Annotated in this window: 18 protein-coding genes; 9 read left to right on the forward strand and 9 right to left on the reverse strand. The window is 71.6% G+C overall.

Going from position 1 to position 21,397, the window contains the following annotated elements:
• Window positions 1-28: 28 nt before the first annotated feature.
• Genes FXF68_RS03635 through FXF68_RS03660 form a run of 6 tightly spaced genes read right to left on the reverse strand, consistent with a single transcriptional unit; the run spans window position 29 to window position 7,198 of the window.
• Window positions 29-1,504, reverse strand: coding sequence for an FAD-dependent oxidoreductase (locus FXF68_RS03635; RefSeq protein WP_148757453.1), 1,476 nt, complete (start codon window positions 1,502-1,504; stop codon window positions 29-31).
• Window positions 1,505-2,413, reverse strand: coding sequence for a VOC family protein (locus tag FXF68_RS03640; protein WP_148757454.1), 909 nt, complete (start codon window positions 2,411-2,413; stop codon window positions 1,505-1,507). It abuts the gene before it with no gap.
• Window positions 2,414-2,437: 24 nt separating this feature from the next.
• On the reverse strand, window positions 2,438-3,634 hold the full coding sequence (locus FXF68_RS03645) for an acyl-CoA dehydrogenase family protein (RefSeq protein ID WP_148757455.1): 1,197 nt from the start codon (window positions 3,632-3,634) through the stop codon (window positions 2,438-2,440).
• A 20-nt stretch (window positions 3,635-3,654) separates the two neighbouring features.
• Window positions 3,655-4,674 carry a ferredoxin--NADP reductase gene (locus FXF68_RS03650; RefSeq protein WP_148757456.1) on the reverse strand — a complete coding sequence of 340 codons (1,020 nt, stop codon included), beginning with the start codon at window positions 4,672-4,674 and terminating at the stop codon, window positions 3,655-3,657.
• The gene (locus FXF68_RS03655; protein ID WP_148757457.1) at window positions 4,671-6,332 is read right to left on the reverse strand and encodes an FAD-binding protein; all 1,662 of its coding nucleotides are present in this window, start codon (window positions 6,330-6,332) and stop codon (window positions 4,671-4,673) included. Before FXF68_RS03655 ends, FXF68_RS03650 begins: the two co-directional genes overlap by 4 nt.
• Complete coding sequence (locus FXF68_RS03660) at window positions 6,329-7,198, reverse strand: alpha/beta fold hydrolase (RefSeq protein WP_148757458.1); 870 nt, start codon at window positions 7,196-7,198, stop codon at window positions 6,329-6,331. The genes FXF68_RS03655 and FXF68_RS03660 overlap by 4 nt, the downstream gene beginning before the upstream one ends.
• 251 nt (window positions 7,199-7,449) lie before the next feature.
• Between FXF68_RS03660 and FXF68_RS03665 the strand changes: the two genes are divergently transcribed.
• On the forward strand, window positions 7,450-8,043 hold the full coding sequence (locus FXF68_RS03665; RefSeq protein ID WP_148757459.1) for a flavin reductase family protein: 594 nt from the start codon (window positions 7,450-7,452) through the stop codon (window positions 8,041-8,043).
• Between the two features lie 19 nt (window positions 8,044-8,062).
• On the opposite strand, the gene FXF68_RS03670 is transcribed toward FXF68_RS03665, so the two are convergent.
• The gene (locus FXF68_RS03670) at window positions 8,063-8,980 is read right to left on the reverse strand and encodes an IclR family transcriptional regulator (protein WP_246178256.1); all 918 of its coding nucleotides are present in this window, start codon (window positions 8,978-8,980) and stop codon (window positions 8,063-8,065) included.
• Between the two features lie 178 nt (window positions 8,981-9,158).
• Here FXF68_RS03670 and FXF68_RS03675 point away from each other — a divergent pair, with 178 nt between their 5' ends.
• Both FXF68_RS03675 and FXF68_RS03680 read left to right on the forward strand, forming a co-directional pair.
• Window positions 9,159-10,034 carry an LLM class F420-dependent oxidoreductase gene (locus FXF68_RS03675; RefSeq protein WP_148757460.1) on the forward strand — a complete coding sequence of 292 codons (876 nt, stop codon included), beginning with the start codon at window positions 9,159-9,161 and terminating at the stop codon, window positions 10,032-10,034.
• On the forward strand, window positions 10,031-10,546 hold the full coding sequence (locus FXF68_RS03680) for a nuclear transport factor 2 family protein (protein ID WP_148757461.1): 516 nt from the start codon (window positions 10,031-10,033) through the stop codon (window positions 10,544-10,546). The genes FXF68_RS03675 and FXF68_RS03680 overlap by 4 nt, the downstream gene beginning before the upstream one ends.
• Here the strand turns inward: FXF68_RS03680 and FXF68_RS03685 are convergent.
• Window positions 10,543-11,358 carry a maleylpyruvate isomerase family mycothiol-dependent enzyme gene (locus FXF68_RS03685; RefSeq protein ID WP_148757462.1) on the reverse strand — a complete coding sequence of 272 codons (816 nt, stop codon included), beginning with the start codon at window positions 11,356-11,358 and terminating at the stop codon, window positions 10,543-10,545. The two genes, FXF68_RS03680 and FXF68_RS03685, sit on opposite strands and share 4 nt — an antisense overlap.
• Window positions 11,359-11,484: 126 nt before the next feature.
• Here FXF68_RS03685 and FXF68_RS03690 point away from each other — a divergent pair, with 126 nt between their 5' ends.
• Both FXF68_RS03690 and FXF68_RS03695 read left to right on the forward strand, forming a co-directional pair.
• A complete protein-coding gene (locus FXF68_RS03690) occupies window positions 11,485-12,747 on the forward strand; it encodes an FxsB family cyclophane-forming radical SAM/SPASM peptide maturase (protein WP_342787098.1) in 1,263 nt (420 codons plus the stop codon).
• On the forward strand, window positions 12,744-14,030 hold the full coding sequence (locus FXF68_RS03695) for an HEXXH motif domain-containing protein (protein ID WP_148757464.1): 1,287 nt from the start codon (window positions 12,744-12,746) through the stop codon (window positions 14,028-14,030). Before FXF68_RS03690 ends, FXF68_RS03695 begins: the two co-directional genes overlap by 4 nt.
• Here the strand turns inward: FXF68_RS03695 and fxsT are convergent.
• Window positions 14,027-16,528, reverse strand: a complete 2,502-nt coding sequence (fxsT, locus tag FXF68_RS03700) for an FxSxx-COOH system tetratricopeptide repeat protein (protein ID WP_148757465.1) — start codon at window positions 16,526-16,528, stop codon at window positions 14,027-14,029. The two genes, FXF68_RS03695 and fxsT, sit on opposite strands and share 4 nt — an antisense overlap.
• 332 nt (window positions 16,529-16,860) lie before the next feature.
• Between fxsT and FXF68_RS03705 the strand changes: the two genes are divergently transcribed.
• From FXF68_RS03705 to FXF68_RS03720, 4 genes are all read left to right on the forward strand, one after another.
• Entirely contained in the window at window positions 16,861-17,049 is a 189-nt protein-coding gene (locus tag FXF68_RS03705; RefSeq protein ID WP_148757466.1) for a hypothetical protein, read from the forward strand.
• A gap of 314 nt (window positions 17,050-17,363) precedes the next feature.
• The gene (locus tag FXF68_RS03710; protein WP_148757467.1) at window positions 17,364-18,767 is read left to right on the forward strand and encodes an MFS transporter; all 1,404 of its coding nucleotides are present in this window, start codon (window positions 17,364-17,366) and stop codon (window positions 18,765-18,767) included.
• Between the two features lie 108 nt (window positions 18,768-18,875).
• Window positions 18,876-20,348 carry a VMAP-C domain-containing protein gene (locus FXF68_RS03715; RefSeq protein ID WP_281292121.1) on the forward strand — a complete coding sequence of 491 codons (1,473 nt, stop codon included), beginning with the start codon at window positions 18,876-18,878 and terminating at the stop codon, window positions 20,346-20,348.
• A 20-nt stretch (window positions 20,349-20,368) separates the two neighbouring features.
• Window positions 20,369-21,397 (forward strand): AAA family ATPase, encoded by a 1,029-nt coding sequence (locus FXF68_RS03720; protein WP_246178261.1) that lies wholly within the window; start codon window positions 20,369-20,371, stop codon window positions 21,395-21,397.

A 21,397-nucleotide genomic window follows, 5' to 3' on the forward strand; every position in this document is an offset into this window, starting at 1 on the left:
CAGGATTAGCGTCGCAACTCCGGGGCGCTCAGGGCGTGCCGGCGGCGGCGCGGCCCGCGCGGCGGCCGAAGAACGTGCCGTCGCCGAGGGACGTCCCGGAGACGTAGCCCTCGCCGTGCATGCCGGACGCCGCGCGTCCCGCCGCGTACAGGCCGAGGACGGGGACGCCCGAGCCGTTCAGGACCTCGCCGTCCACGGTGGTGCGCAGCCCGCCGAGCGTGAACCCGGCGACGCCGCTGCCGCCCTGGCCCGCGCCGCCGCCGAAGAACCCGGCGCGCGGGTCGATCGCCGCGAACGGGGCTCTCAACGGGCGCAGCCACTTCGGGTCCTTGTGGAAATACGGGTCCTCGCCCTTCTCTGCGTGCCGGTTGTAGGTCTCGACGGTCGTCTCCAGGGAGCCGGGCGGCATGCCGAGCGACGCCTCCAGTTCGGCGAGCGTCTCGGTGACGTACCGGGGGCGCAGGCCCCACCGGTCGGGCTCGGGGACGTCCTCGAACCCCTCTTCGTCGATGATCGTCCAGTAGGGGCCGGGCTGGTGCCTGACCGCGTGGACGCTCCAGTGGCCGGGGTAGACGTCCTCGTTGATGAAGCGGCGGCCGAGACCGTCCACCAGCATGCCGCGGCACACCATCGCGGGGAGGGCGGTGAGCGCGATCTCCACGACGCCCATCCGGCGGGTGGCGGCGCCGACCGCGGCGGCCATCCGGATGCCGGAGCCGTCGTCCAGGCCGTCGCTGACCTTGCCGTGGCCGAGCAGGACGGGCGCGTGGTCGGCGAGCATCTCCTCGTCGTCGACGAACCCGCCGGTCGTGAGGATCACCGCCGTCCGCGCCCGGTAGAGGACGGTCTTGCCGTACTTGCGCGCGACGACCCCGGCGACGCGGCCGTCGTCGTCCAGGACGAGGTTCGTCGCCAGCGTGTCGGTGTGCGCGGCGGCCCCGGCCCCGAGCGCGGCGGCCGCCAGCCGCTCCATGAGGATCCCGCCGCCGAACCCGGCCGCCGCCGGACGGTGCCCGCGCGGCACGGGCCTCGCGACGGTGTTGTACGGCCAGGAGTTCTCCCCCAGCCACATCAGCCCGTCGTCGGACATGGGCATCCACGTCGGCTTGTCATAGAAGGTCGAGTTGAACGGCACGCCGCATTCCCGGAGCCATTCGAAATGCTCGACGCTTCCGTCGCAGTAAAGCCGGAGTTTCTCGGTGTCGGCGTGCGGGCCGAGCGCCGCCTCCAGATAGGCGAACATCGTGTCGGGGTCGTCGTCGAAGCCGCACGCCTTCTGGATCGCGGTTCCGCCGCCCAGGTAGAGCTCGCCGCCCGACTGTGCCGATGAGCCGCCCGCGCCGCTCGCCCGTTCCAGGACGAGCACGTCCGCGCCCGCCCGCGCCGCCTCGAACGCCGCCGCCGCGCCCGCGCAGCCGAATCCGGCGACCAGCACGTCGCACTCGTGGTCGAACGCGGCCACGTCGCGCAGCGCGAACGGCTCGACCGAAGAACGGGAGGTCATCTATTTCCCCGGCGGGACGAAGGCGGCCAGCGGTTCGGAGCCGGACCAGTCATGGCCCCAGTAGCTGTCCTTGGTGATCTCTTCGGCGGTGTAGTAGGTCTCGTCGACGAGCATGCCCTCGCAGCCGTATTCGATGTCCCATCCGCCGGGCGCCCGGACGTAGAACGACACCATTTTGTCGTTGGTGTGCCGTCCCAGTGTCGAGGAGATGGAGAAGCCCTTCTCCTTGACGGTGTCGAGCGCGATGCCGACCGCGTCCAGCGTGTCGACCTCCACCATCAGGTGGACGAGCCCCGGGTCCCCGTCGTGCGGGGCCGGGCAGATCGCGATGCTGTGGTGCCGCTGGTTGACGCCCATGAACCGGATGCGGACCCGGCCGCCGCCGACCTTCATCGCACCGCGCGGCAGGAACCCGAGAACCTCGTTGTAGAACGCGGCCGTCTCGGCGAAGTTGGGCGTGGGAAGGACGACGTGCCCCATTCCCATGGCGCCGGTGATGAATTTCTGCGCGAATCCCGTCCGGACGGGGCTGTGGTCGAGCACCGGGCCGAAGAACACTTCGGCGGGCGTGCCGCCGGGGTCGGTGAACGCGATGACCTCTTCGGCGTCGCGCTCGGCGGCCTCTTTCGGGGCGAGCGTCCGGACCTCGCGGCCCGATTTCTCGACCGCCTCCCGGACGGCGGCCAGCGCGTACTGGTCGCGCACTTCCCAGCCCACGGCCAGCACTCTGTCGCTGTCGCCGGGCAATACCTGGAGGCGCGAGCGGCGCTCGTCCATGCGGAGGTAGAGGCCGTCCGGGTCGGGTCCGGCGCCCTCCGCGAACCCGAGCCCGTCGAGCGCGAACTCGCGCCACCGGTCGATATGGCGGGTCTGGACCTTCAGATATCCGAGCCCTCGGATCTGCGTCACTTGAAATGCACCTCTCCTCGTGGTTCAGATCATGGAGCGCATCGGGCCGTGCGGGGGCTCGATGTCCAGCTCGGTCAGCGCGGACACGTGGTAGACGGCACCGGGGACGTGAATGGCGTGCGCGAGCCCGACGTGCGCGTCCCGCCAGAACCGCTGGATCGGGTTGTCGTTGCGCATCGCGTTCCCGCCCGACCGGACGACGATCTCGTTCATCGCCTGCACCGCCCGCCACGCCGCCCGGACCTGGGTGCGGCGGCCCGCCGCACGCTCCGCGAACGTCGGCCGGTGGCCCGCCGCGACCTGGTCGTAGACGCGCGAGCAGTTGTCGAGCAGCGCCGTCCTGGACGCCTTGATCTCCTCCGCCGCCTCGCTGATCGCGTACAGCACGTACGGGTCGTCCTTGATCTTCGTGCCGGTGATCTGGACGCGGTTCCGCTGGTAGGCGAGGTGGTGGTGGAGCGCGCCCTCCGCGATCCCGATGACGGCGGACGTGATGCCGAGCGGGAACACGCAGGAGAACGGCATCAGGTAGGACGGGTTGGTCAGCCCCGCCTCGCGCGCGGCGGAACCGTCCACGACCTTGCCGTACTCCAGCGTCCGGTAGGCGGGGACGAAGGCGTCCTTGACGATGACGTCCTTGCTGCCGGTGCCCTTGAGCCCGGCGACGTCCCAGGAGTCCTCGACGATCTCGTAGTCGGACCGGGGCAGGATGAGGTGCAGCGAGCGGGGCGGCTGCGCGACCTTGCCGTCCGCGTCGCCGACCATCCCGCCGAGGAAGATCCAGTCGCAGTGGTCGGTGCCGGACGAGAACTGCCAGCGCCCGTTGAAGACGTAGCCGCCGTCCACCGGGCGGGCGACGCCCATCGGCGCGTAGGGGGACGCGATCCACACGTCCGGGTCGTCGCCCCAGATCTCGTCGCGGACCCTCGGGTCGGCGTAGGCCATCTCCCACGGGTGGACGCCGACGATCCCCGCGACCCAGCCGGTGGACCCGTCGAGCGAGGCGACGCCCATCACCGTCTCGGCGAACTCGCGCGGGTGGACCTCAAGGCCGCCGTGCGCCTCCGGCTGGAGCTGCCGGACGACCCCGGCCTCGCGGAGCGCCTGCGCGGCCTTGTCGTCCAGCCTGCCGAGGGCCTCGTTGGCGGGGCCGAGCTCGCGGATCTGCTCCGCCCGTTCCATGATCGTGTCGAGCACGCGGTTCGCCCGCCCTGCTGTCATCGCCTCTCCCGTGTCCGTGTTCAGCCGTCGTAGGTGATCTTGAGCCGGTCGCTGACCGGCCTCGCCTGGCAGGCGAGGATGAGGCCGTCGGCGAGGTCCCGCTCGTCGAGGACCGCGTTGGCGTCGAGCGTGACCTCGCCCTCCAGCGCCACGCAGGCGCAGGCGGAGCAGTTGCCCTCTCGGCACGAGAACGGCGCGTCGACCCCGGCGCGGAGCAGGGCGTCGAGGAGACGCTCGGATCGCGGCCACGGGACGGTCCGCGTCTCGCCGTCGATCTCGACCTCGATCTCGGCGGCGTCCGCGCTCGCCTCTGTCGCCTCTGGTTCGCCGGGGTCCTCGAACGGGTCGCCTTCCAGGGAGAAGAACCGTTCGACGTGGACGCGGTGCCCCAGGTCGCCGAGCACGCCCGTGACCAGGTCCATGAAGACCTCCGGGCCGCAGACGAACGCCTGCCGTCCGGTGTAGGGCAGGGCCAGGGAGCGGACGGCGGCGGACGTCGGCAACCCCTGCACCGACTCCAGCAGGTGGACGACCGTCAGCCGGTCGGGGTGCCGCTCGGTCAACGCGCGCAGCTCGCCCGCGAAGATCACCGAGCGTTCGTCCCGGTTGGCGTAGAGGAGCGCGACCCTGCCGCGCCCGCCCGCCAGGCACGACTTCAGGATCGACATGACCGGGGTGATGCCGCTGCCGCCCGCGACGAGCAGCAGGTCGTCGTCCAGCGAGGACGGCGTGAACGTGCCCGCCGGGCGCAGCACCTCCAGCACGTCGCCCGCCGTGACGTCGTCGCAGATCCAGTTGGAGCCGAGGCCGCCGTCCACCCGCTTGACCGTCACCTTCAGCCGGTCGTCGGTGAGCGGCGAGCTGCACAGCGAGTAGCAGCGGGCCGCCCAGCCGTCCCCGGCCGGGACCCGGACGGTCAGGAACTGCCCGGGCCGGTAGGAGAACCGGTCCCGGTCGCCCTCGGCGGGTTCGAGGACGAGCGAGCGCGCGTCCGCCGTCTCGTGGACGACGTCGACGACCCGCGCCTTCAACGCCGTCATGTCCCGGCGCCTCCGGCGCGGGCGGCGTGCCGCGCCGCGATGTAGCCGAACACGATGGACGGGCCGATCGTCGCGCCCGGCCCCGCGTACTCGTTGCCCATCACCGACGCGGACGAGTTGCCCGTCACGTACAGGCCCTCGATGACCGAGCCGTCTTCGCGCAGGACGCGGGCGTGCTCGTCGGACACCAGCCCGCCCTTCGTGCCGAGGTCGCCCACCTCCAGGCGGAAGGCGTAGTAGGGCGCGGTGTCGATGACGTCCAGGTTCGGGTTCGGCAGGTTCGGGTCGCCGTAGTAGCGGTCGTAGGCGGAGTCGCCGCGTCCGAACTCGGGGTCCTTGCCCGCGCGGGCGTGCCCGTTGAACGTCTCGACGGTCTTCGCCAGGGCGTCCGGCGGGACGCCGATCGCGGTCGCGAGCGCCTCGATCGTGTCGGCCTTGAACACGATCCCCGCGTCGTAGAACGCCTTCGGGATCGGCGCGCCCGGCAGGATCTGCGCGAACGGGTAGCGGGCGCGGGCCTTGGCGTCCATCACGAACCAGGCGGGGACGTGCCCGCCCGCGAGCTGGTCGTGGACGAAGTTGACGTACGGGGCGGCCTCGTTGGTGAAGCGCGTCCCGGCCGGAGACACGATGACCTGGCGCGGGATGGCGCGCTCGGACACGAGCGGGATCGTCGCCCCGGCCGGGTGCCGGACGGCGGGCATCCACCAGGCGTCGTCCATCAGGTCGAGCGCGGCGCCGAGGCCCTCGCCCGCGCGGATGCCGTCGCCCGTGTTCTCCCGGGCGCCCATGGCGAAGTCCTCCCGCCCGCCCTTCGGCAGGTAGCGGTCGCGCATGTCCTGGTTGTGGTCGAACCCGCCGGTCGCGAGGAGGACGCCCTTGCGGGCGCGGATCCGCAGCGTCGTCCCGTCCCGTTTCGCGGCGACGATGCCGGTGACGCGACCGTCCTCGCTGACCAGCTCCTTCATGCCGGTCTTCAGCCAGAGCGGGATCCCGGCGTCCTTGAGCGCCATCCGCAGCCGCGCGACGAGCGCGCGCCCGCCGGTCGCCATGTGCCGCCGCCGGACGAGGTTGGACGACACCCGCCACGCCGCGACCAGCGACGCCCGGCGTCCCGCCCAGGTGCGCTTCGCCATCGCGAGGTCGTGGTAGTCCTTGCTGGTGATCCAGAGGCCGAGCGGGCCCTTCATGTTGTTCGGACGCTGGTATCTCTCGTCCTCGCCGAGTTTGCGGGTGTCGAACGGCTTCGCCTCGATGGAGCGGCCGAGCGGGCGTCCGCCGTCCAGTTCGGGGTGGTAGTCGGCGTAGCCCTTCGTCCAGAAGAACCGCATCCATTTGCTCTTGCAGATGAGTTCCATGGCGGCGGGGCCGTTGTCGACGAAGGCGTCGAGCCGCGCGGCCGGGACGCGGCCCTGGGTGAGCAGGTCGAGGTAGCGGCGGATCGACTCGCGGCTGTCGTCGTGGCCGCGCGATTTCAGCGTCGGGTTGTTCGGGATCCAGATGCCGCCGCCGGAGATTCCGGTGGAGCCGCCGAACTTCGAGCCCTTCTCGACGACGAGCACGCTCATTCCCGCGTCGCGGGCGGTGAGCGCGGCGGCCATTCCGCCGCCCCCGCTGCCCACGACGACGAAGTCGAATTCGTGGTCCCAGCCGGTCATGATTCGTCCCCCTGGGTCAAGAAGGCGAGCACGGCGCTTTCCCAGGCGGACTTCTGCTCGATCATCACCCAGTGCCCGCAGTTCGGGAAGATGTTCACCTGGACGTCGGGGATCGTCCGCATCGGGACGAGGACCATGTCGACCGGGCTGACGCGGTCGTCCCGTCCCCAGGTGATGAGGGTCTTGGCCGTGAGCTTGTGGAGCATCGCCCAGTACGGCGGCTCGTCCGAAGCCGCCATCGCCTTCGCGCGGGCCGCCATCGCCTTCGACCCGTACATGCGGCGCGCGCCGGCGAGCGTGTCCGGGTCGGTGGCCTGCTCCCAGCGCTCCTCGATCATCTCCTCGGTGACGATCCGCCGGTCGTAGACCATCGAGTGCAGCCACCGGATCAGGCGTTCGCGGGTCGGGTCGTCGGTGAACTCCATCAGCAGCCTGATGCCCTCGCCGGGGCCGGGGCTGAAGACGTTGCGGCCGATCCCGCCGATCGTGACCAGCCGCCGGACGCGGTCGGGGTGCTCCACGGCGACCTGCGTCCCGACGATGCCGCCCATCGAGTTGCCGATCACGTCCACCCGGTCGAGGCCCAGGCCGTCCAGGAAGCGGACGACCGCGCCGCCCGCCGCAGCCATCGGGTGCTCGTCGGTCGGGTCGCTCACCCCGAACCCCGGGAATTCGAGGACCAGGCACCGGAAGCGCTCGGCGAACCGGGCGAGGTTCCCCCGGAAGTTCCGCCAGCCCGTGACGCCGGGGCCCGAGCCGTGCAGCATCAGCAGCGGCGGCCCCTCGCCCGCCTCGTGGTAGCGCAGGACGCCCCGGTCGGTGGCGAGTTCGCGCGACGTCGACTCGTGGGTCAACTCCGTGGGCATGGTCTCACTGTCCTCCGAGGATGGGCTTGCCCGGAACGTAATCGCGGCCGGGCCGGGGCCGTCCCGCCGATCCCGATCAGCGGGACGCGCGTCCCACGGCGGCCGTCCCCGGCCGGGTCCGCGGCGCCTTCCGCTCATCGGGACCGTCCGGGGCACTTGACCGTCATGGACACTTTGACTAGCACCACCCGTACGACCCGAACCGAGTTCTGGACGCGGGCAGCCCCCGCGACGACCCCAGAGGTGGACAGATGCCAGCCGACCGAGCGCTCACCGACAAGCCCGGAACCGCGCCCGGCGACGCTCCCGACCCGGCCGAGTTCCGCAAGGCCATGGCGGAGTTCGCCACCGGCGTCACCGTCGTCACCGCACTCGACGGCGGCGAGGCCGTCGGGTTCGCGTGCCAGTCGTTCGCGTCGGTGTCGCTTGAGCCGCCGCTGATCCTCTTCTGCGCGGACGTCCGCGGCCGGTCGTGGCCGCGGATCCGGTCCGCGGGACGGTTCTGCGTCAACGTCCTCGCCGAGGAGCAGCGCGACCTGTGCGAGCGGTTCGGGTCGAGCCGGGGCGCCAAGTTCGACGGCCTGGACTGGGAGGTGTCGCCCTGGGGCACGCCCGTGCTGCCGGACGTCCTGCTCTGCGTGCACGCGGTCGTCCACGACGTGCACCGGGCGGGCGACCACGAGGTGGTGATCGGCCGCGTCCTCGGCGTCGAGCGGCACGACGTCCGGGACGGCGCCTGGCGGCGGCCGATGGTGTTCTTCCGCAGCCGGTTCGGGATCAACGAGCCGGACGCGCCGATCGCGCCGGACCCGTGGGGCGTCGGCGACCGCTGGGGCTGGGGCTGACCCGCGGGCGGGCTCGTCCTCACATCCAGTCGCCGCGGCCGTCCACGGCGAGCAGCCGGTTCATCGTCTCCGGCGACCACGTCGCCGCCTCCGCGCCGCGCTCGGCCGCGCTCCGCCGGGCCCGTGCGCCCGCCCGGCCGCCGCCTCGCGTCGTGGAGCCGAGGCCGGGGAACAGGATCCGCGACGTCTCCCGCGCCGCCGTGACGACGAGCGGCGCGACGTTCTCCAGCGGCGCGCGGATGTCGCCGACCAGCGAGATCCCCGCGACCGGGCCCTCCGCGCCGCGGATGGCGGCGGCCACGCACGCGATGCCGGGGAACGACTCGCCGCGCTCGAACGCCAGCCCGCGGCGCTGCCGGATCCGGTGCAGTTCCTGGTGCAGCGTCCGGAGCTCGCCGATGGTGCGGCTGGTGAGCCGGGTGATCTCGGGGCCGAGCAGCGCGTCCACCCGCTCGGGCTCCAGCCACGCGAGCATCGCCTTGCCGAGCGCGGTGCAGTGCGCGGGCGCCCGCCCGCCGACCCTGGACGGCACGGACGCGGCGAGCCGCCCGCCGAGCTTGTCCAGGTAGTAGACCTCGGCACCGTCCAGGACGGCGAGGTGCGCGACGAGCCCCGTGGTGACCTGCAGTTCGTGCAGCAGCGGCGCCGCCGCCTCGCGGACCCTGCCGTGCCCGCCGTCCCGGCCGCCGAGGCCGAGGGCGCGCTGCCCGAGTCCGTAGCCGAACGAGTGGTGCGCGAGCCAGCGCTGCCGGACGAGCTGGTCCAGGATCCGGTGCGCGGTGGAGCGCGGCAGCCCGGTGCGGCGGGCGACGTCCTCCAGGGTCAGCCGGGCCGTCGGGCCGCTGAAGGCGTCCAGGATCAGCGTCATCCGCTCGATCATCGACGGCGGCGACTGCGCCTGGCGCGGCGGTGGTCCGGACGCCATGACCTCGGTCATCGCACCTCCCAGAGAACAACTGAAATGAATTCTGGTTATCTGGAATCTAGCAACCGCTTGGTCTTCTGGGAAGAGGTGGCGTAAAGCGAGGTCAGCCCGAGCTTCCCGAGCCCGCCCCGGCCCGCGTCGTGGGCAAAACACCGTGATAGAACGTTTTCCTGCGACGAGGGGAGCAACGATGCGTGTCGGCATCGTCACACCGGTGGTGGCGCAGCCGCCGCCCGGAGCCGCCGCCTGGGAGCGGGACGCGGGCATCGAGGACGTCGCGCGGATCGCCGAGACCGCCGACCGGCTCGGCTACCACCATCTGAGCTGCAGCGAGCACGTCGCCGTCCCGGTCGAGGCGGCCGAGCAGCGCGGCGGGGTGTACTGGGACCCGCTCGCCACCTTCGGGCACATCGCGGCGCGGACGTCCCGGATCCGGCTCGCCACGCACGTCCTGGTCGTCGGCTACCACCATCCGCTCGCGATCGCCAAGCGGTACGGGACGCTCGACCGGGTCAGCGGCGGGCGCCTCACGCTCGGCCTCGGCGTCGGCAGCCTCCAGGAGGAGTTCGCGCTGCTCGGCGCCCCGTTCGCGGACCGCGGCGCCCGCGCGGACGACGCGATCGCCGCGCTCCGCGCGTCCCTGTCGAAGCGGCTGCCGGAGTACCACGGCGAGTACTACGACTTCGCCGGGCTGGTCGTCGAGCCGCACGCCGTGCAGGAGCGCGTCCCTATCTGGATCGGCGGCCGGACGGCCCGCTCGCTGCGCCGCGCGCTGGACGCCGACGGCTGGGTCCCGTTCGGGCTCCCGCTCGGCACGCTCGCCTCGATGCTCGCGGACGCCGACGTCCCGGCCGGGTTCGACGTGGTGCTCGGGACGTCCCGCCCGCTGGACCCGATCGGCGACCCGGACGCGACCGGCGCCGCCCTCGCCGAACTGCGCGAGGCGGGCGCGACGATCGCGGGCGCCCGGTTCGCGTCCACCTCCCCCGACCATCACCTGGACCAGCTCGCCGCGCTGCGCGAGCTGGCCGACCCGTTCGAGCTGACCTTCGGGGAGGTGCGATGACCGACGTCGAGGCCCGGCTGAACGCGCTTGAGGCGCGGCTCCGCCTCCTGGAGGACGAGCGCGCCGTCACCCGGCTGATCCTGTCCTACGCCCCGCTGGTCGACAGCGGCTGCGCCGCCGACGTCGCCGCGCTGTGGGCCGAGGACGGCGTCTACGACGTGGACGAGCTGCTGATGTCCGGCCGCGCGGAGGTCGAGGCGATGGTCCGCTCCGAGGGACACCAGGGCTGGATCGCCGGGGGCTGCGCGCACTTCGCCGGGCCGCCGCACGTCATCGTGTCCGGCGACGAGGCGACCGCGACCGGCTACACCCTGATGATCGTGCACGGGCCGGACGGCTTCCTCGTGCGCCGCGCCACCGCGAACCGCTGGCGGCTGCGCCGCACGCCGCTCGGCTGGCGGGTGGTGAACCGGACGAGCCGCGTCCTGGACGGCCGCGCGGAGTCGCCCGACCTGCTCGCCTCGCACTTCCCGGGGGCCGTCCGGCACCGTCCCGGGCCTGAGGACGGCTAGGGCGTCATCGCCATGGCGGTCAGCACCCGCGAGGCCAGCCCGCGGTCGCCTTTCACGGTCACCGCGACGGCGTCGGGCGCGCACCGCCCCGCGGTCAGCCGGACGTAGGTCTCCCAGTCCATGGACAGCTCGACCGCCGGTTCGGCTTCGGCTTCGGCTTCGGCGTCGGCGTCGGCGGGCTCGGCGAGGTGGCCGCGGCCGTCGTCGTCCACCCGGACGGTCACGTCGAAGGAGGGCGGGCCGGAGATCCGGAACGCGACCGACCGGCCGGGCTCCGCGCCCGCCTTCCGCGCCACGACGCGCGGCAGGCCGGGGCTCATCAGCTCCCAGAAGCACCGCGCGGCCGGGGCGTCGAGGTTGCCGGGACGGCCGACCGCGCGGCGGACGTCCTGCTCGTGCGTCCAGCAGTCCATGGCGCGGAACTTCAGGAAGCGGGTGTAGGGGCCCTCGCGGCCGTCCGGGCACATGACGACGCGCTCCGGGTCCAGGCCGGGCAGCTCGGCGAGGCGGCGCTCCAGCGCGCCCGCGAGCTGCGCCGCGACGTCCGGGCCGGGCACCGGCCGCCGCGCGTGGACGGCGAGCTCCATGAACTTCCCGAAGTCGTTGCGGACGTGCTCGAACTCCGGGACCTCGACGTCCGGGGACGGGTCGCCCAGCAGGGCCAGCTCGACCCCGGCGAGGTGGGAGAACTGGTCCTTGACCGTCCAGCCGGGGCATTCGGTCGGGAGGTCCCAGTCGCGCCCGTCCAGCGTCGAGGCAAGCTCCAGGCTGGACCGGACCGTCTGCTCATAAGCAGCGATGATGGTGCGCACCCGAAGAGCGTACGCCGACCCGCGAAAACCGCCGCGCCCGCGCTATTCACTGATCACGAAGATGTGTATATAAATGTTATGGGGCGTACTCTGCCGTGCCGGAACTCGACCTGGGAGTTGATCGGTGTGACCGTGCGTGCGGCGCCGGCGTCCACCGCGGGCGAATGGCCCGCCACGCTCAGCGTGCAGGAGCTGCTCGAACAGGGCTGGCGGCCGAGCCCCTTCCGCGAGTTCGTCCTGAAAATACACAGCAGGTGCAATCTGTCCTGCGACTACTGCTACATGTACGAGATGGCGGACCAGAGCTGGCGGCGCCAGCCCCGCCGCATGTCACGGGCCACGATCGACCACGTCGCCGCCCGGATCGCCGAGCACGCGCGGTCCAACGCGCTGCCCCGTATCGCCGTGATCCTGCACGGCGGAGAACCGTTGCTCGCCGGTCCCGAACACATCAGGTACGCGGTCGACGCGGTCAATTCGGCCGTCGATTCTTCGACCTCGGTGACTTTCCATGTGCAGACCAATGGCGTACTGCTGGATTCGGTCTACCTGAAACTCTTCGACGAACTCGGCATTCTGGTGAGCGTCAGCCTGGACGGCGACGAGGAGGGCCACGACCGGCACCGCCGCCGCGCCAACGGAACCGGAAGCCATCAAGATGTCACCGCCGGGCTGCGCAGGCTGACGGCGCCCGCGTACCGCCACCTCTTCACCGGGCTGCTCAGCACGATCGACCTGGACAACGACCCGGTCGCCACCTACGAGGCGCTGGTCGCGCACGGTCCCCGCGTCGTCGACTTCCTGCTCCCGCACGGCAACTGGGACACCCCGCCGCCCGGCCTCGGCACCGGCTCCGGGACGCCCTACGGCGACTGGCTCGTCGCGGTGTTCGACCGCTGGTACCGGGCGCCCGTCCGGGAGACGCGGGTCCGGCTGTTCGCCGAGATCATCCGGCTGCTCCTAGGACGGCCCTCGCTCAGCGAGGGGATCGGCCTGTCGCCGGTCGCGGTCGCCGTGGTCGAGACGAACGGCGCCATCGAGCAGGTCGACACGCTCAAGTCGGCCTACGAGGGCGCGACCCGGACGTCCCTGCACGTCGCCCGCGACCCGTTCGACGCCGCGCTCATGCTGCCCGCCATGGCCGCCCGCCAGATCGGCCGCCGCGCGCTGGCCCCGACCTGCGCGGGCTGCTCGATCCACCGGGTGTGCGGCGGCGGGCTCTACACGCACCGGTACCGGTCCGGCACCGGGTTCGCCAACGCCTCCGTCTACTGCCGGGACCTGTTCCGCCTCGTGACCCACATCCGGGACGTGGTCGCCGAGGACATGGACGCGCTCAGGCGCAGGGTGTCCGGACACGTGGCGTCCGCCGAGGAGCGGGGTGCATGAACCCCAGCGTCCATGAGATCCCGGAAAAGCTCTTCCTGGCGCTCGCCGCCGGAGGCGGCGGCGAGTCCGCGGCGGATCTGCTGCTCAGGTCGCAGTACAGCAAGCGCCTCCTGCTGCTGCGCGGCGTCCTGGGCGCGGCGGGCCCGGCCGCCCGCGCCCACGGCCTCCTCGCGCGGATCCAGGACGCCGACCCGCGGGCCGTCGATGCCGTGCTGCGGTATCCGACGGTCGGCGAATGGGCGCGGCGCACCCTCGCCGACCCCGGTGCCGCCCGCCCGGGCGAGTACGCCGCGCTCGCCGCCGCGGCGGCGGTCAAGGCCGGATTCCGCGCCGAGATCGAGGTTCCGGCGCGTTCCGGCTTCGTCGTCCTGCCCGGACTGGGACGCGCACCGGTGCCCGGCCACGCGAGCACGCTCGTCCGGACGGGGCCCGGAGGAGCGGAGATCACGGCCGGGGACGTCCGGACCCGGCTCCCCGCCGACGTCCACGAGGACGCTCCGGGCTGGGAGGCGCTGCGCCGCCTGACCGCCTCGCACCGGGGCGCGGCCGTCGCCTTCCTCCTGGACGACCACGACCCCGACCGCATGCCCGGCGGCGGGCGGCTCCCCCACCGCCTGCCCCCGGACGAGCTGGAACACTGGCGCTCGACCCTCGCCGACGCCTGGCGGATCCTGGTCGACCACCACCGCCCGGCGGCCGAGGAGGTCGCCGCCCTCATCACCGTGCTGACCCCCCTCGCCCCGCCGGTCCGGGGCATGTCCAGCGCCAGTTCCCGGGACGTCTTCGGCAGCGTCGGACTCTCCAGCCCTCCCGACGCCGCCTCCTTCGCGGTCACGCTGGTCCACGAGGTCCAGCACGCCAAGCTGGCCGCGCTGCTGGACCTCGTCCGGCTGACCGGACCCGACGACGGCAGCACCCACTACGCGCCCTGGCGCGACGATCCGAGGCCGACCGCCGGGCTGCTGCAGGGCGCCTACGCCCACCTCGGCATCACGGCGTTCTGGCGCGCGCAGCGCCGTCACGAGAAGGGCGCGGCGGCGCTGCGCGCGGGTCGCGACTTCGCGCGCTGGCGGACGGCCACGGAGTACGTGATCCGCACCCTCGCCGCCAACGGCCGGCTCACTCCCGAGGGCGCCCTGTTCGTCGACGAGATGGGCCGCACCGTCCGGGCCTGGCTGGACGAGCCGGTGCCGGACGAGGCGCTCCGCCGCGCCCGCGACGCCGCCGACCGGCACCTGTCCGCCTGGCGGCGGCGCAACGGCATGCCCGTCGACCGGGGCTAGATGGGCGGCGGGTCGAAGTCGCAGTCGAGGCTCCGCCACTCGGCCGCGACGACGGCGTCCGGGTGCTCCGGGCCGAGCTTGCGCGCGTAGACCTCCATCGTCTCCTTGTGCAGCCGCGCGGCCTCCTCGTCGCCGTTCGCCCGCAGCGCGATGGCCAGGTTCGCGGCGCAGGCCAGCGTCATCGGGTGCTCCTCGCCGATCGTCGCCTTCAGCCTGCGGAGCGTCCCGCGCCCGAGCCGGCACGCCGACTCGGTCTCGCCCAGCACGAGCAGGTCGCTGGCCAGGTTGGTGGCCACGGTGAGCGAGTAGTGGTGGTCGCGTCCGAGCTTGAACTCGAGCCCGGCGAGCGCCTTCTCGTTCAGCTTCCGCGCGGACTCCGCGTCCCCGAACACCCGGCGCAGCAGCGCGAGGTTCCCGACGCAGCCGTGGCTGTACGGGTGCTCAGGGCCGTAGACCTTCGGATACCGGACGACGGTGTCGGCGGTGAGCTCCAGCGCCGAGTCGAGCTCGCCGAGGCTGCGCCGGCTGTTGGCGAGGGACATCGCGGACGCGAGCGTGTCGGGGTGGTCGAGCCCGAACAGCCGGACGTAACGGGCATGGTTCTCCTCGGCCAGCTCCAGCGACCGGGCCAGCTCGCCGGCCCGGCGCAAGGCGATGGCGAGGTCCTTGGCCACATGGAGCGTCAGCGGGTGCTCGGGGCCCACCTCGTCCACGCACTTGGCGTGCGCCTCCTCGCCGAGGTCGCACGCCTCCGCGAAGTCGCCGCAGAGGCGCACCGAGCGCGCCAACCCGCCGAGCGCGCTGTTGAGGTTGGTCGTGGAAATGTCCTCCATGGACTCGCGGTAGCGCAGGTAGACGTCCTCGTGCATGTCCCGCGACTTGACATGGTCGCTGTTCAGGCCGTGGTCCAGCGCCAGGTTGTGCATCGCCCGCAGTGTGTCGACCGCGGTGGGACCGAACACCTCCTCGTGCCGTTCCACCGAACGGAGGTCATGATCGCGGGCGTCCGCGAAGTCGCCGCGGGCCCGCAGGTCGGCGCCGAGCGAGTTCAGGAGCTGCAGCGTCATGCTGTGACGCGGGCCGACCAGCGCCTCCGTCCGCTCCATGGCCTTCAGGTTCGACTCGTAGGCGGCGCTGTACTCGCCTCTGTCGCGCAGGATGATGCCGAAATGCCGCTTGCCTCCAAGGAGGTCGAGATCGTCCTCCCCGGAGTCGGCCGCCCACTGGTCGAGGAGGCGTTCGATCAAGGTCTGCGCGAACGCGAAGTCACCCGACTGCCGCAGGTACCGGACGATGCTGAGAGCGAACTTGCGGACGTCCGGGTCCTGGCTCTGAGCGACGGCGGCAGGCTCGACGTGCTGGGTCAGTTCCGCATAGCGGCGCCAGCTCGCCGGGGAGTCCACGTCCTCGGACGGCATCGCCGCCACGAGGAGCATGTGCACCTCGCCGCGGAACCGCGCCTGATCGGCGGGAGGCAACTCATCCCGCAGCAGGGCTTGGATCAACCGGTGCACCTGGACGGTCCGGCTCTCTGGGTCGATCTTGGCAAGCGCGTACCGCCCCACCTCGCCGAACGCCCGGGCGAGCTTGATCGGGTTGCGCAGCAGCCCGGCCAGCGGCTGGCTCATGCCGGGCGGGGTGCGGCTGAAGACCTCCCGCGGGATCGGCTCCGGTCCGAAGAAGGCGCAGCAACGCAGCAGCTCGACGGCTTCGGGGAGCTTCTTGCGAAGGCTGTCCACCGACAGCCGCCACGCCGCCGTCATCGAGGCCGGATACTCAGTGGGTTTCCCCTCCTCCAGCAGCCGACGTGTGTACTCCGCGAGCAGCCGTAGGTACTCCGCGGCGGAGATGCCCGTCTCGGCCTGGAGGGCGCCCGCCTGTTCAAGTGCGAGCGGCAGGTCGCCCAATTCGTTCGCGAGGCGATCGGCGTCCTCCTCGTTGATGGTGCGCGGAAGGCGCTTGCCGAGGAAGGCGATGCTCTCCTCGCGGGTGAAGACGTCCACCTGGACGGTGTGGCCGACGCTGTCCCACCGCGGGTTGCGCGAGGTGATGAGGACGTGGCCGCCCTGCGGCAGAAGACCCTGGAGATCCTCCGGCTCGTCCGCGTTATCGAAGATCAACAGCCAGCGCCCGTACGGGTCGCCCCTCCGCAGCGCGTCGAGCACCGCGTTCGCGGCGTCCTCGGCGCCGAGGATCGCGGGCGACGGCAGCCCGAGGTGCGGCGCCAGATTCGCGAGCATCGGCAGAACGAGTTTCGGCTGGTCGGCTGGAATCCACCACACGATGTCGTAGTCGACCTGGTAGCGGTACGCGAACTCCACCGCCATCTGGGTCTTGCCCACCCCGCCTAAGCCGTGCAGCGCGTGCGGCAGCACGGCGGTGACCTGTCGGGAGATAGCGGTCTTGAGCTCGGTCAGCAACTCCTCACGTCCGGTGAAGTTCTTGTTCCGCAGCGGAACCTTCCCCCACACAGCCGGAACCGCCTGCGGGTGCGTCATGCGTCCCACCTCCGCACTTCGCCGAATCACTGTCGGACGACAAGCCGTCATGCACGTCCGGTTACCGTAATATCCCAGTCACGGCAGCGGCGAAATAGGTCACCAGCCACAAATCCACGAACAGCCGGGTTTTCTTGTCGAACGGATTTCGGTCCACACTCCAGGGTGTTTCGACACCGCCGCAACACGATTCACCCTTGGGCCGCGCGAGCGGACGAACCGCGATCGACCTAGGAATCCCCTAGCTTCGTTGATACATTTACTGATATGTAGCTTTATCGGCCTTCGCGCGGATGGCGGCCCGCGGGCGGCACCCTGCCTGAGGAGGCATCATGCAGCAGCAGGAGACCACAATCCAGGGCGGCCTGATCGACGTGTCCGGGCTCTCCCTCCATCAGTTGGGCGACGAGATCGGAGGGTCGGTCTTCGAGCAGACGCTCCGCGAGATCCTCGCCGCGCCGGGCGAGTCGGCCGTCTGCGGCTTCGACAGCATCGCCGCCCCGCCGCCGTCCGAGCGCTGAACACCCGCCATACGGGGCGAACGAGGCCCTGCGCGGTAGGAATGCGGCACAGGACTCGCTGGAAGCGGGCCAATTCCGGCAATGATCCAGACTCGGCCACCGACTCCACTAGAGTTCTGCCTGCGGTCCCATACTGCGGTGCCGTAGGTTCCGCTCGGGTCAGCACGTCATCAGCGACATTCCACACGCTTTACCGTAGCCGTCGATGAGTGGGAATCTCACGGGTTTGGCGCATGTCCTGCCCGGCTCCCGATCGGCGGGCGAGTTTCCCTGAGCGAAACCGGCCACCATGAGTGACAAGGAGGGGACACAAGGTGGCCGCCCCGGACGACGTGAAAGGCCACGTGAAATCACGGGCGGCGTTGCCGAGAGATTTCGCCTATTTGTGGAACGGATCGGCGGCCTCCCAACTCGGGAGCATGAACGCGGCCATAGCGCTTCCGCTGCTGGCCCTGTCGCTCACGCATTCCCCGGCCTTCGCCGGCTGGGTCGCCGCCGTCGGCACCGGGCCGCGGCTGCTGCTCTACCTGCCCGCCGGGATGGTGGCGGATCGTTTCAATCGCCGCCGCATCATGCTGACCTGCCAGTACACCCGCTTCGCGATCTCGACGATGCTGGCCGTCGGGCTCGTCCTCGACTTCCATCCCGGCCACCTGCTGGTCGCCGCGGCGGCCGCGGAAGGAGCGCTCGCCGCCCTCTACAACATGACCGAGGTCACCGTGGTACCCCGCATCGTCCCGGCCGACGCCCTTCCCGAGGCGATGGCGAGAAACGAGGCGCGCAGCCATATCGCGATGCTTCTCGGCCGGCCGCTCGGCGGCTTCCTTTACGGCCTCCACCGCTCCCTGCCCTTCGTCGCGGACGCCGCCTCCTCGCTGTTCTCCGCATTCACCCTCCATTGCATGCAACACAAGGGCTTCCGGGCGGAGGGGCGCACGGATCGGGAGTTATCCGGTTTCCGGGAGTGCTTCAGACTCCTGATGGATCATCCGTTCCTCTGGATGATGCTCATCATTTTCGCGGTGACGAACTTCGCCTTTCAGACCATCTTCTTGATGCTCATCATCCAGGCCGATCGCGAATTCGCCTCGACCTCGATGATCGGCATTCTGTTCGCGGCGTCCGGATTCGGCGGGACGCTCGGCGCCGTCGTCGCACCGCGGTTCTTCCGGCGCTACAGGCTGGCCGAGAGCGGACGGGAGATGCTTGTTCCGCTCTTCTGCGTCTGGGGCTGGTTCGTCATGACCTCGATCGTGGCGATCGGCAACGGCCCGCTGACAGGGCTGGCCGCCTGGGCCGGAATCAGCTTCATCGGCGCGCACATGAACGTGGCGCTCACCGTCTACCAGGCGACCAGGGTGCCCGACGAGAACCTGGCGAGGGTGGCGAGCGTCACCGGTGTCGTCACCCAGGGGGCGGTGCCGCTCGGCTCGCTGTCCGCCGGATATCTACTGTCGCTCGTGTCGAACACCAGCATCGTCACCGGGATCGTCATGGCGGTCACCCTCGCCGTCGCCGTGTTCAGCTCATGCCGCCTCTCGCTGAAAGGGCGAGTCGGGTGGCGGTTCTTCGCACTCCTGGACGATTCCAGAGCGTGGCGAGGGGCCCGCGCCGCCAAGCGACGTGCCGCACGGGAGGATGAATCGCCGCACCATGCCCCGCCACCGGTCCCGCAATCCAGCCCGGACAGCGAGCCCAATTTCGACAGAGCCCAATAGCGCAGTTTCGACTGAGCCGGAAATGGCCATCCCGGACGAACGACCTCCGGCGCGTACGATATGCCCACCGATGGGGGAGCCGCCGTAGTCCGGTAGCGAAGTGGGGGAATGTCGAACGTGACCTGGTCGCTGACGGTGGAAGATCAGTCCCGCCTGGTACAGGCCCTATGGAGAATGGACGCGTTACGCAAGCGAAGTTCCCGTGAACTGTGTTTTTCGCTGCTGGAACGGGAGCTCGGCCACCCGCTCCCCCTGACCCGGGACGACAAGGACATCAACGAGGTCTGGAATCTCGTCGACTACTGCCTCTCCCACACCGGCGCCCTCCACGCGCTGATGACCGTCGTCGAGCATCTCCACGGCGCCAGCACGCCGCTGGAGGAGGTCCGCCACCTGGTCGACGAGCTGTTGCCCGAGCCTCTGCTGCTCCCCCGGGAGCGGCGGGAGCTGGACCGTCTCGTCCGCGCCCTCGGCGACCACGCCGCCGAAGCCGTCGCGCCCGCCACGATCCGGGCCCTCTACTGGGAGGTGGCCGGCCCGTCCGGTCCCGCGCTGGACCTCGACCCCGGCGATCTGCGGCGCGTCCTCGCCAGGCTGGAGGATTTCACCTTCGGCGGCGACGGCGTCCCGCCGCTGCTGGCCTTCGTCGACGAACTCGCCGCGTACGCGACCGGCCATGTCGCCGCCGGCCTGCGACGTTGGGCGGACGACACGGCGCACCGGCTCGGCGTGCGCCGGGGCATCGCCGCGGCTCCGCGGCGCGCCACCGCACCGCGCAGTTATCTGATCATCGAGTTGCGGCCGGACGGGGCCGCGGCCGACCGGTACCTGGCGTCGGCGTGGTTGCAGGTCGAGGGCGAGCACGGGCTGATGCTGCACTGCGACGACGGCGACCCCGTCCCGTTCGACGGGCTGCCCGCCCTCGTCAAGGAGCTGCTGAGCGAGAACCCCCAGGTCGTCAACCGGCCCACGCCGGACATGACGCTGGAGTTCGTGCTGCCCGGCGACCTGCTCGGGACGCCGTTCGACCAGTTGCGGATCTCGGTCGACGGGCTGGAGCGGCGGCTCGGCATCGAGCACCCGGTGGTCGTCCGGAGCCTCGACCGGATGCGCAGGCGGTCCTACCACCACCACTGGCTCCGGAAATGGCACTGGCTGCGCGACAACCCCCACAGCGCCAAGGTGTGCTGGGTGACACAGCCCGGCCGGTACGGCGGTGAGAGTCTCTACAGCATGCTTCTCGCGGAGACGCCCTCGGTGTGCCTCGCCATGGCGTTCCCGCCGGGCCCGGACGGCGGCGACGCCTCCGCCGAGCTGCGCGCCGCGCTCCAGGCGGGCGTCCCGATCGTGGCCTGGTGCAGGCGCGGACGCGACCCGGAGCGCTTCGCGCACGAGTTCCAGGAGCTGCTCGACACGGGGGCGCTGACGCTGCCGGAGAGCGTCCTGTCCCTGCGCCGGGAGGCGCTGCGCGCGCTCGACGAGGCGCCGGACGGCGACCACCTCGGCCTCGACCTGACACTGCTCTTCGACGACGCCGACCGGCTGCCCGAACCCTACGTCCGGCTGAACGCGCCGGCCTGAGCCGCCTCTGGGAGGTTTCCGTGGCCAACGACACGGACCCGGTCGACACGGTCCCAGTCAACACGGACTGGATGATCTACCGGGGGGACGGCACGACGCACGACGGGCTGGACCGGCTGCCCGAGCCGCCGCCCTGGCGCCGCTTCGACGCCGGGAACGGCGCGCGGCCGCACCGGGGCGGCCTGGAGCGGGCGCTGTCGTACCGGCCGGACCCGAACGTCGTGACGATGGTGAACGTCGCGCTCCACCTGCGGCGTCCGCTGCTCGTCACCGGCAAGCCGGGGACGGGCAAGTCCACGCTCGCCTACAACGTCGCCCACGAGCTGGGGCTCGGGACCGTCCTCGACTGGCCGATCACCAGCCGCGCGACCCTCCAGGACGGCCTGTACCGCTACGACGCGATCGGACGGCTGCACGAGACGAGCCTGCGCCAGGCCGCCGCGCCCGGCGCCGGCACCGAGGCGCCCGACATCGGCCGCTACATCCGGCTCGGCCCGCTCGGCACGGCGCTGCTGCCGCGCCCGCGCCCCCGCGTGCTGCTCATCGACGAGCTGGACAAGAGCGACATCGACCTGCCGAACGACCTGCTCAACGTGTTCGAGGAGGGCGGCTACACGATCCCGGAGCTGGAGCGGCTCCCCGAGGACCAGGCGGTCGTGCACGTCATGCCCGCGAAGGGCGCCGAGCGGGTGCCGGTCGACCGGGGCCGGGTCCAGTGCGACGCGTTCCCGCTCGTCGTGATCACGAGCAACGGCGAGCGGGAGTTCCCGCCGGCGTTCCTGCGGCGGTGCGTCCGGCTGGTGATCGAGCCGCCGAGCCCGGAGCAGCTCGCCGCGATCGTGGAGGCCCATCTCGGCGCCGACGCGCGGACCGCGAGCGCCGACCTCGTCCGGGAGTTCCTGGACCGGCGCGAGCGCGGCGACCTCGCCACCGACCAGCTGCTCAACGCGGTCTACCTGTGCACCACGGGGTCGCGGCCGTCCGAGGCGACGCTGCGGGAGCTGGTGACCGCGATCCTGCGCCCGCTGGGCGCCGCCGGACCGGGATGA

Source organism: Actinomadura decatromicini (genome assembly GCF_008121305.1).
Taxonomy (GTDB): Bacteria; Actinomycetota; Actinomycetes; order Streptosporangiales; family Streptosporangiaceae; genus Spirillospora; species Spirillospora syzygii.

Bases quoted from the DNA above. Each gene is read 5' to 3' on its own strand.
- FXF68_RS03635 (WP_148757453.1), bottom strand. From the start codon at position 1,504: ATGACCTCCCGTTCTTCGGTCGAGCCGTTCGCGCTGCGCGACGTGGCC.
- FXF68_RS03645 (WP_148757455.1), bottom strand. From the start codon at position 3,634: ATGACAGCAGGGCGGGCGAACCGCGTGCTCGACACGATCATGGAACGG.
- FXF68_RS03650 (WP_148757456.1), bottom strand. From the start codon at position 4,674: ATGACGGCGTTGAAGGCGCGGGTCGTCGACGTCGTCCACGAGACGGCG.
- FXF68_RS03655 (WP_148757457.1), bottom strand. From the start codon at position 6,332: ATGACCGGCTGGGACCACGAATTCGACTTCGTCGTCGTGGGCAGCGGG.
- FXF68_RS03660 (WP_148757458.1), bottom strand. From the start codon at position 7,198: ATGCCCACGGAGTTGACCCACGAGTCGACGTCGCGCGAACTCGCCACC.
- FXF68_RS03665 (WP_148757459.1), top strand. From the start codon at position 7,450: ATGCCAGCCGACCGAGCGCTCACCGACAAGCCCGGAACCGCGCCCGGC.
- FXF68_RS03670 (WP_246178256.1), bottom strand. From the start codon at position 8,980: ATGACCGAGGTCATGGCGTCCGGACCACCGCCGCGCCAGGCGCAGTCG.
- FXF68_RS03675 (WP_148757460.1), top strand. From the start codon at position 9,159: ATGCGTGTCGGCATCGTCACACCGGTGGTGGCGCAGCCGCCGCCCGGA.
- FXF68_RS03680 (WP_148757461.1), top strand. From the start codon at position 10,031: ATGACCGACGTCGAGGCCCGGCTGAACGCGCTTGAGGCGCGGCTCCGC.
- FXF68_RS03695 (WP_148757464.1), top strand. From the start codon at position 12,744: ATGAACCCCAGCGTCCATGAGATCCCGGAAAAGCTCTTCCTGGCGCTC.
- fxsT (WP_148757465.1), bottom strand. From the start codon at position 16,528: ATGACGCACCCGCAGGCGGTTCCGGCTGTGTGGGGGAAGGTTCCGCTG.
- FXF68_RS03705 (WP_148757466.1), top strand. From the start codon at position 16,861: ATGCAGCAGCAGGAGACCACAATCCAGGGCGGCCTGATCGACGTGTCC.
- FXF68_RS03715 (WP_281292121.1), top strand. From the start codon at position 18,876: ATGTCGAACGTGACCTGGTCGCTGACGGTGGAAGATCAGTCCCGCCTG.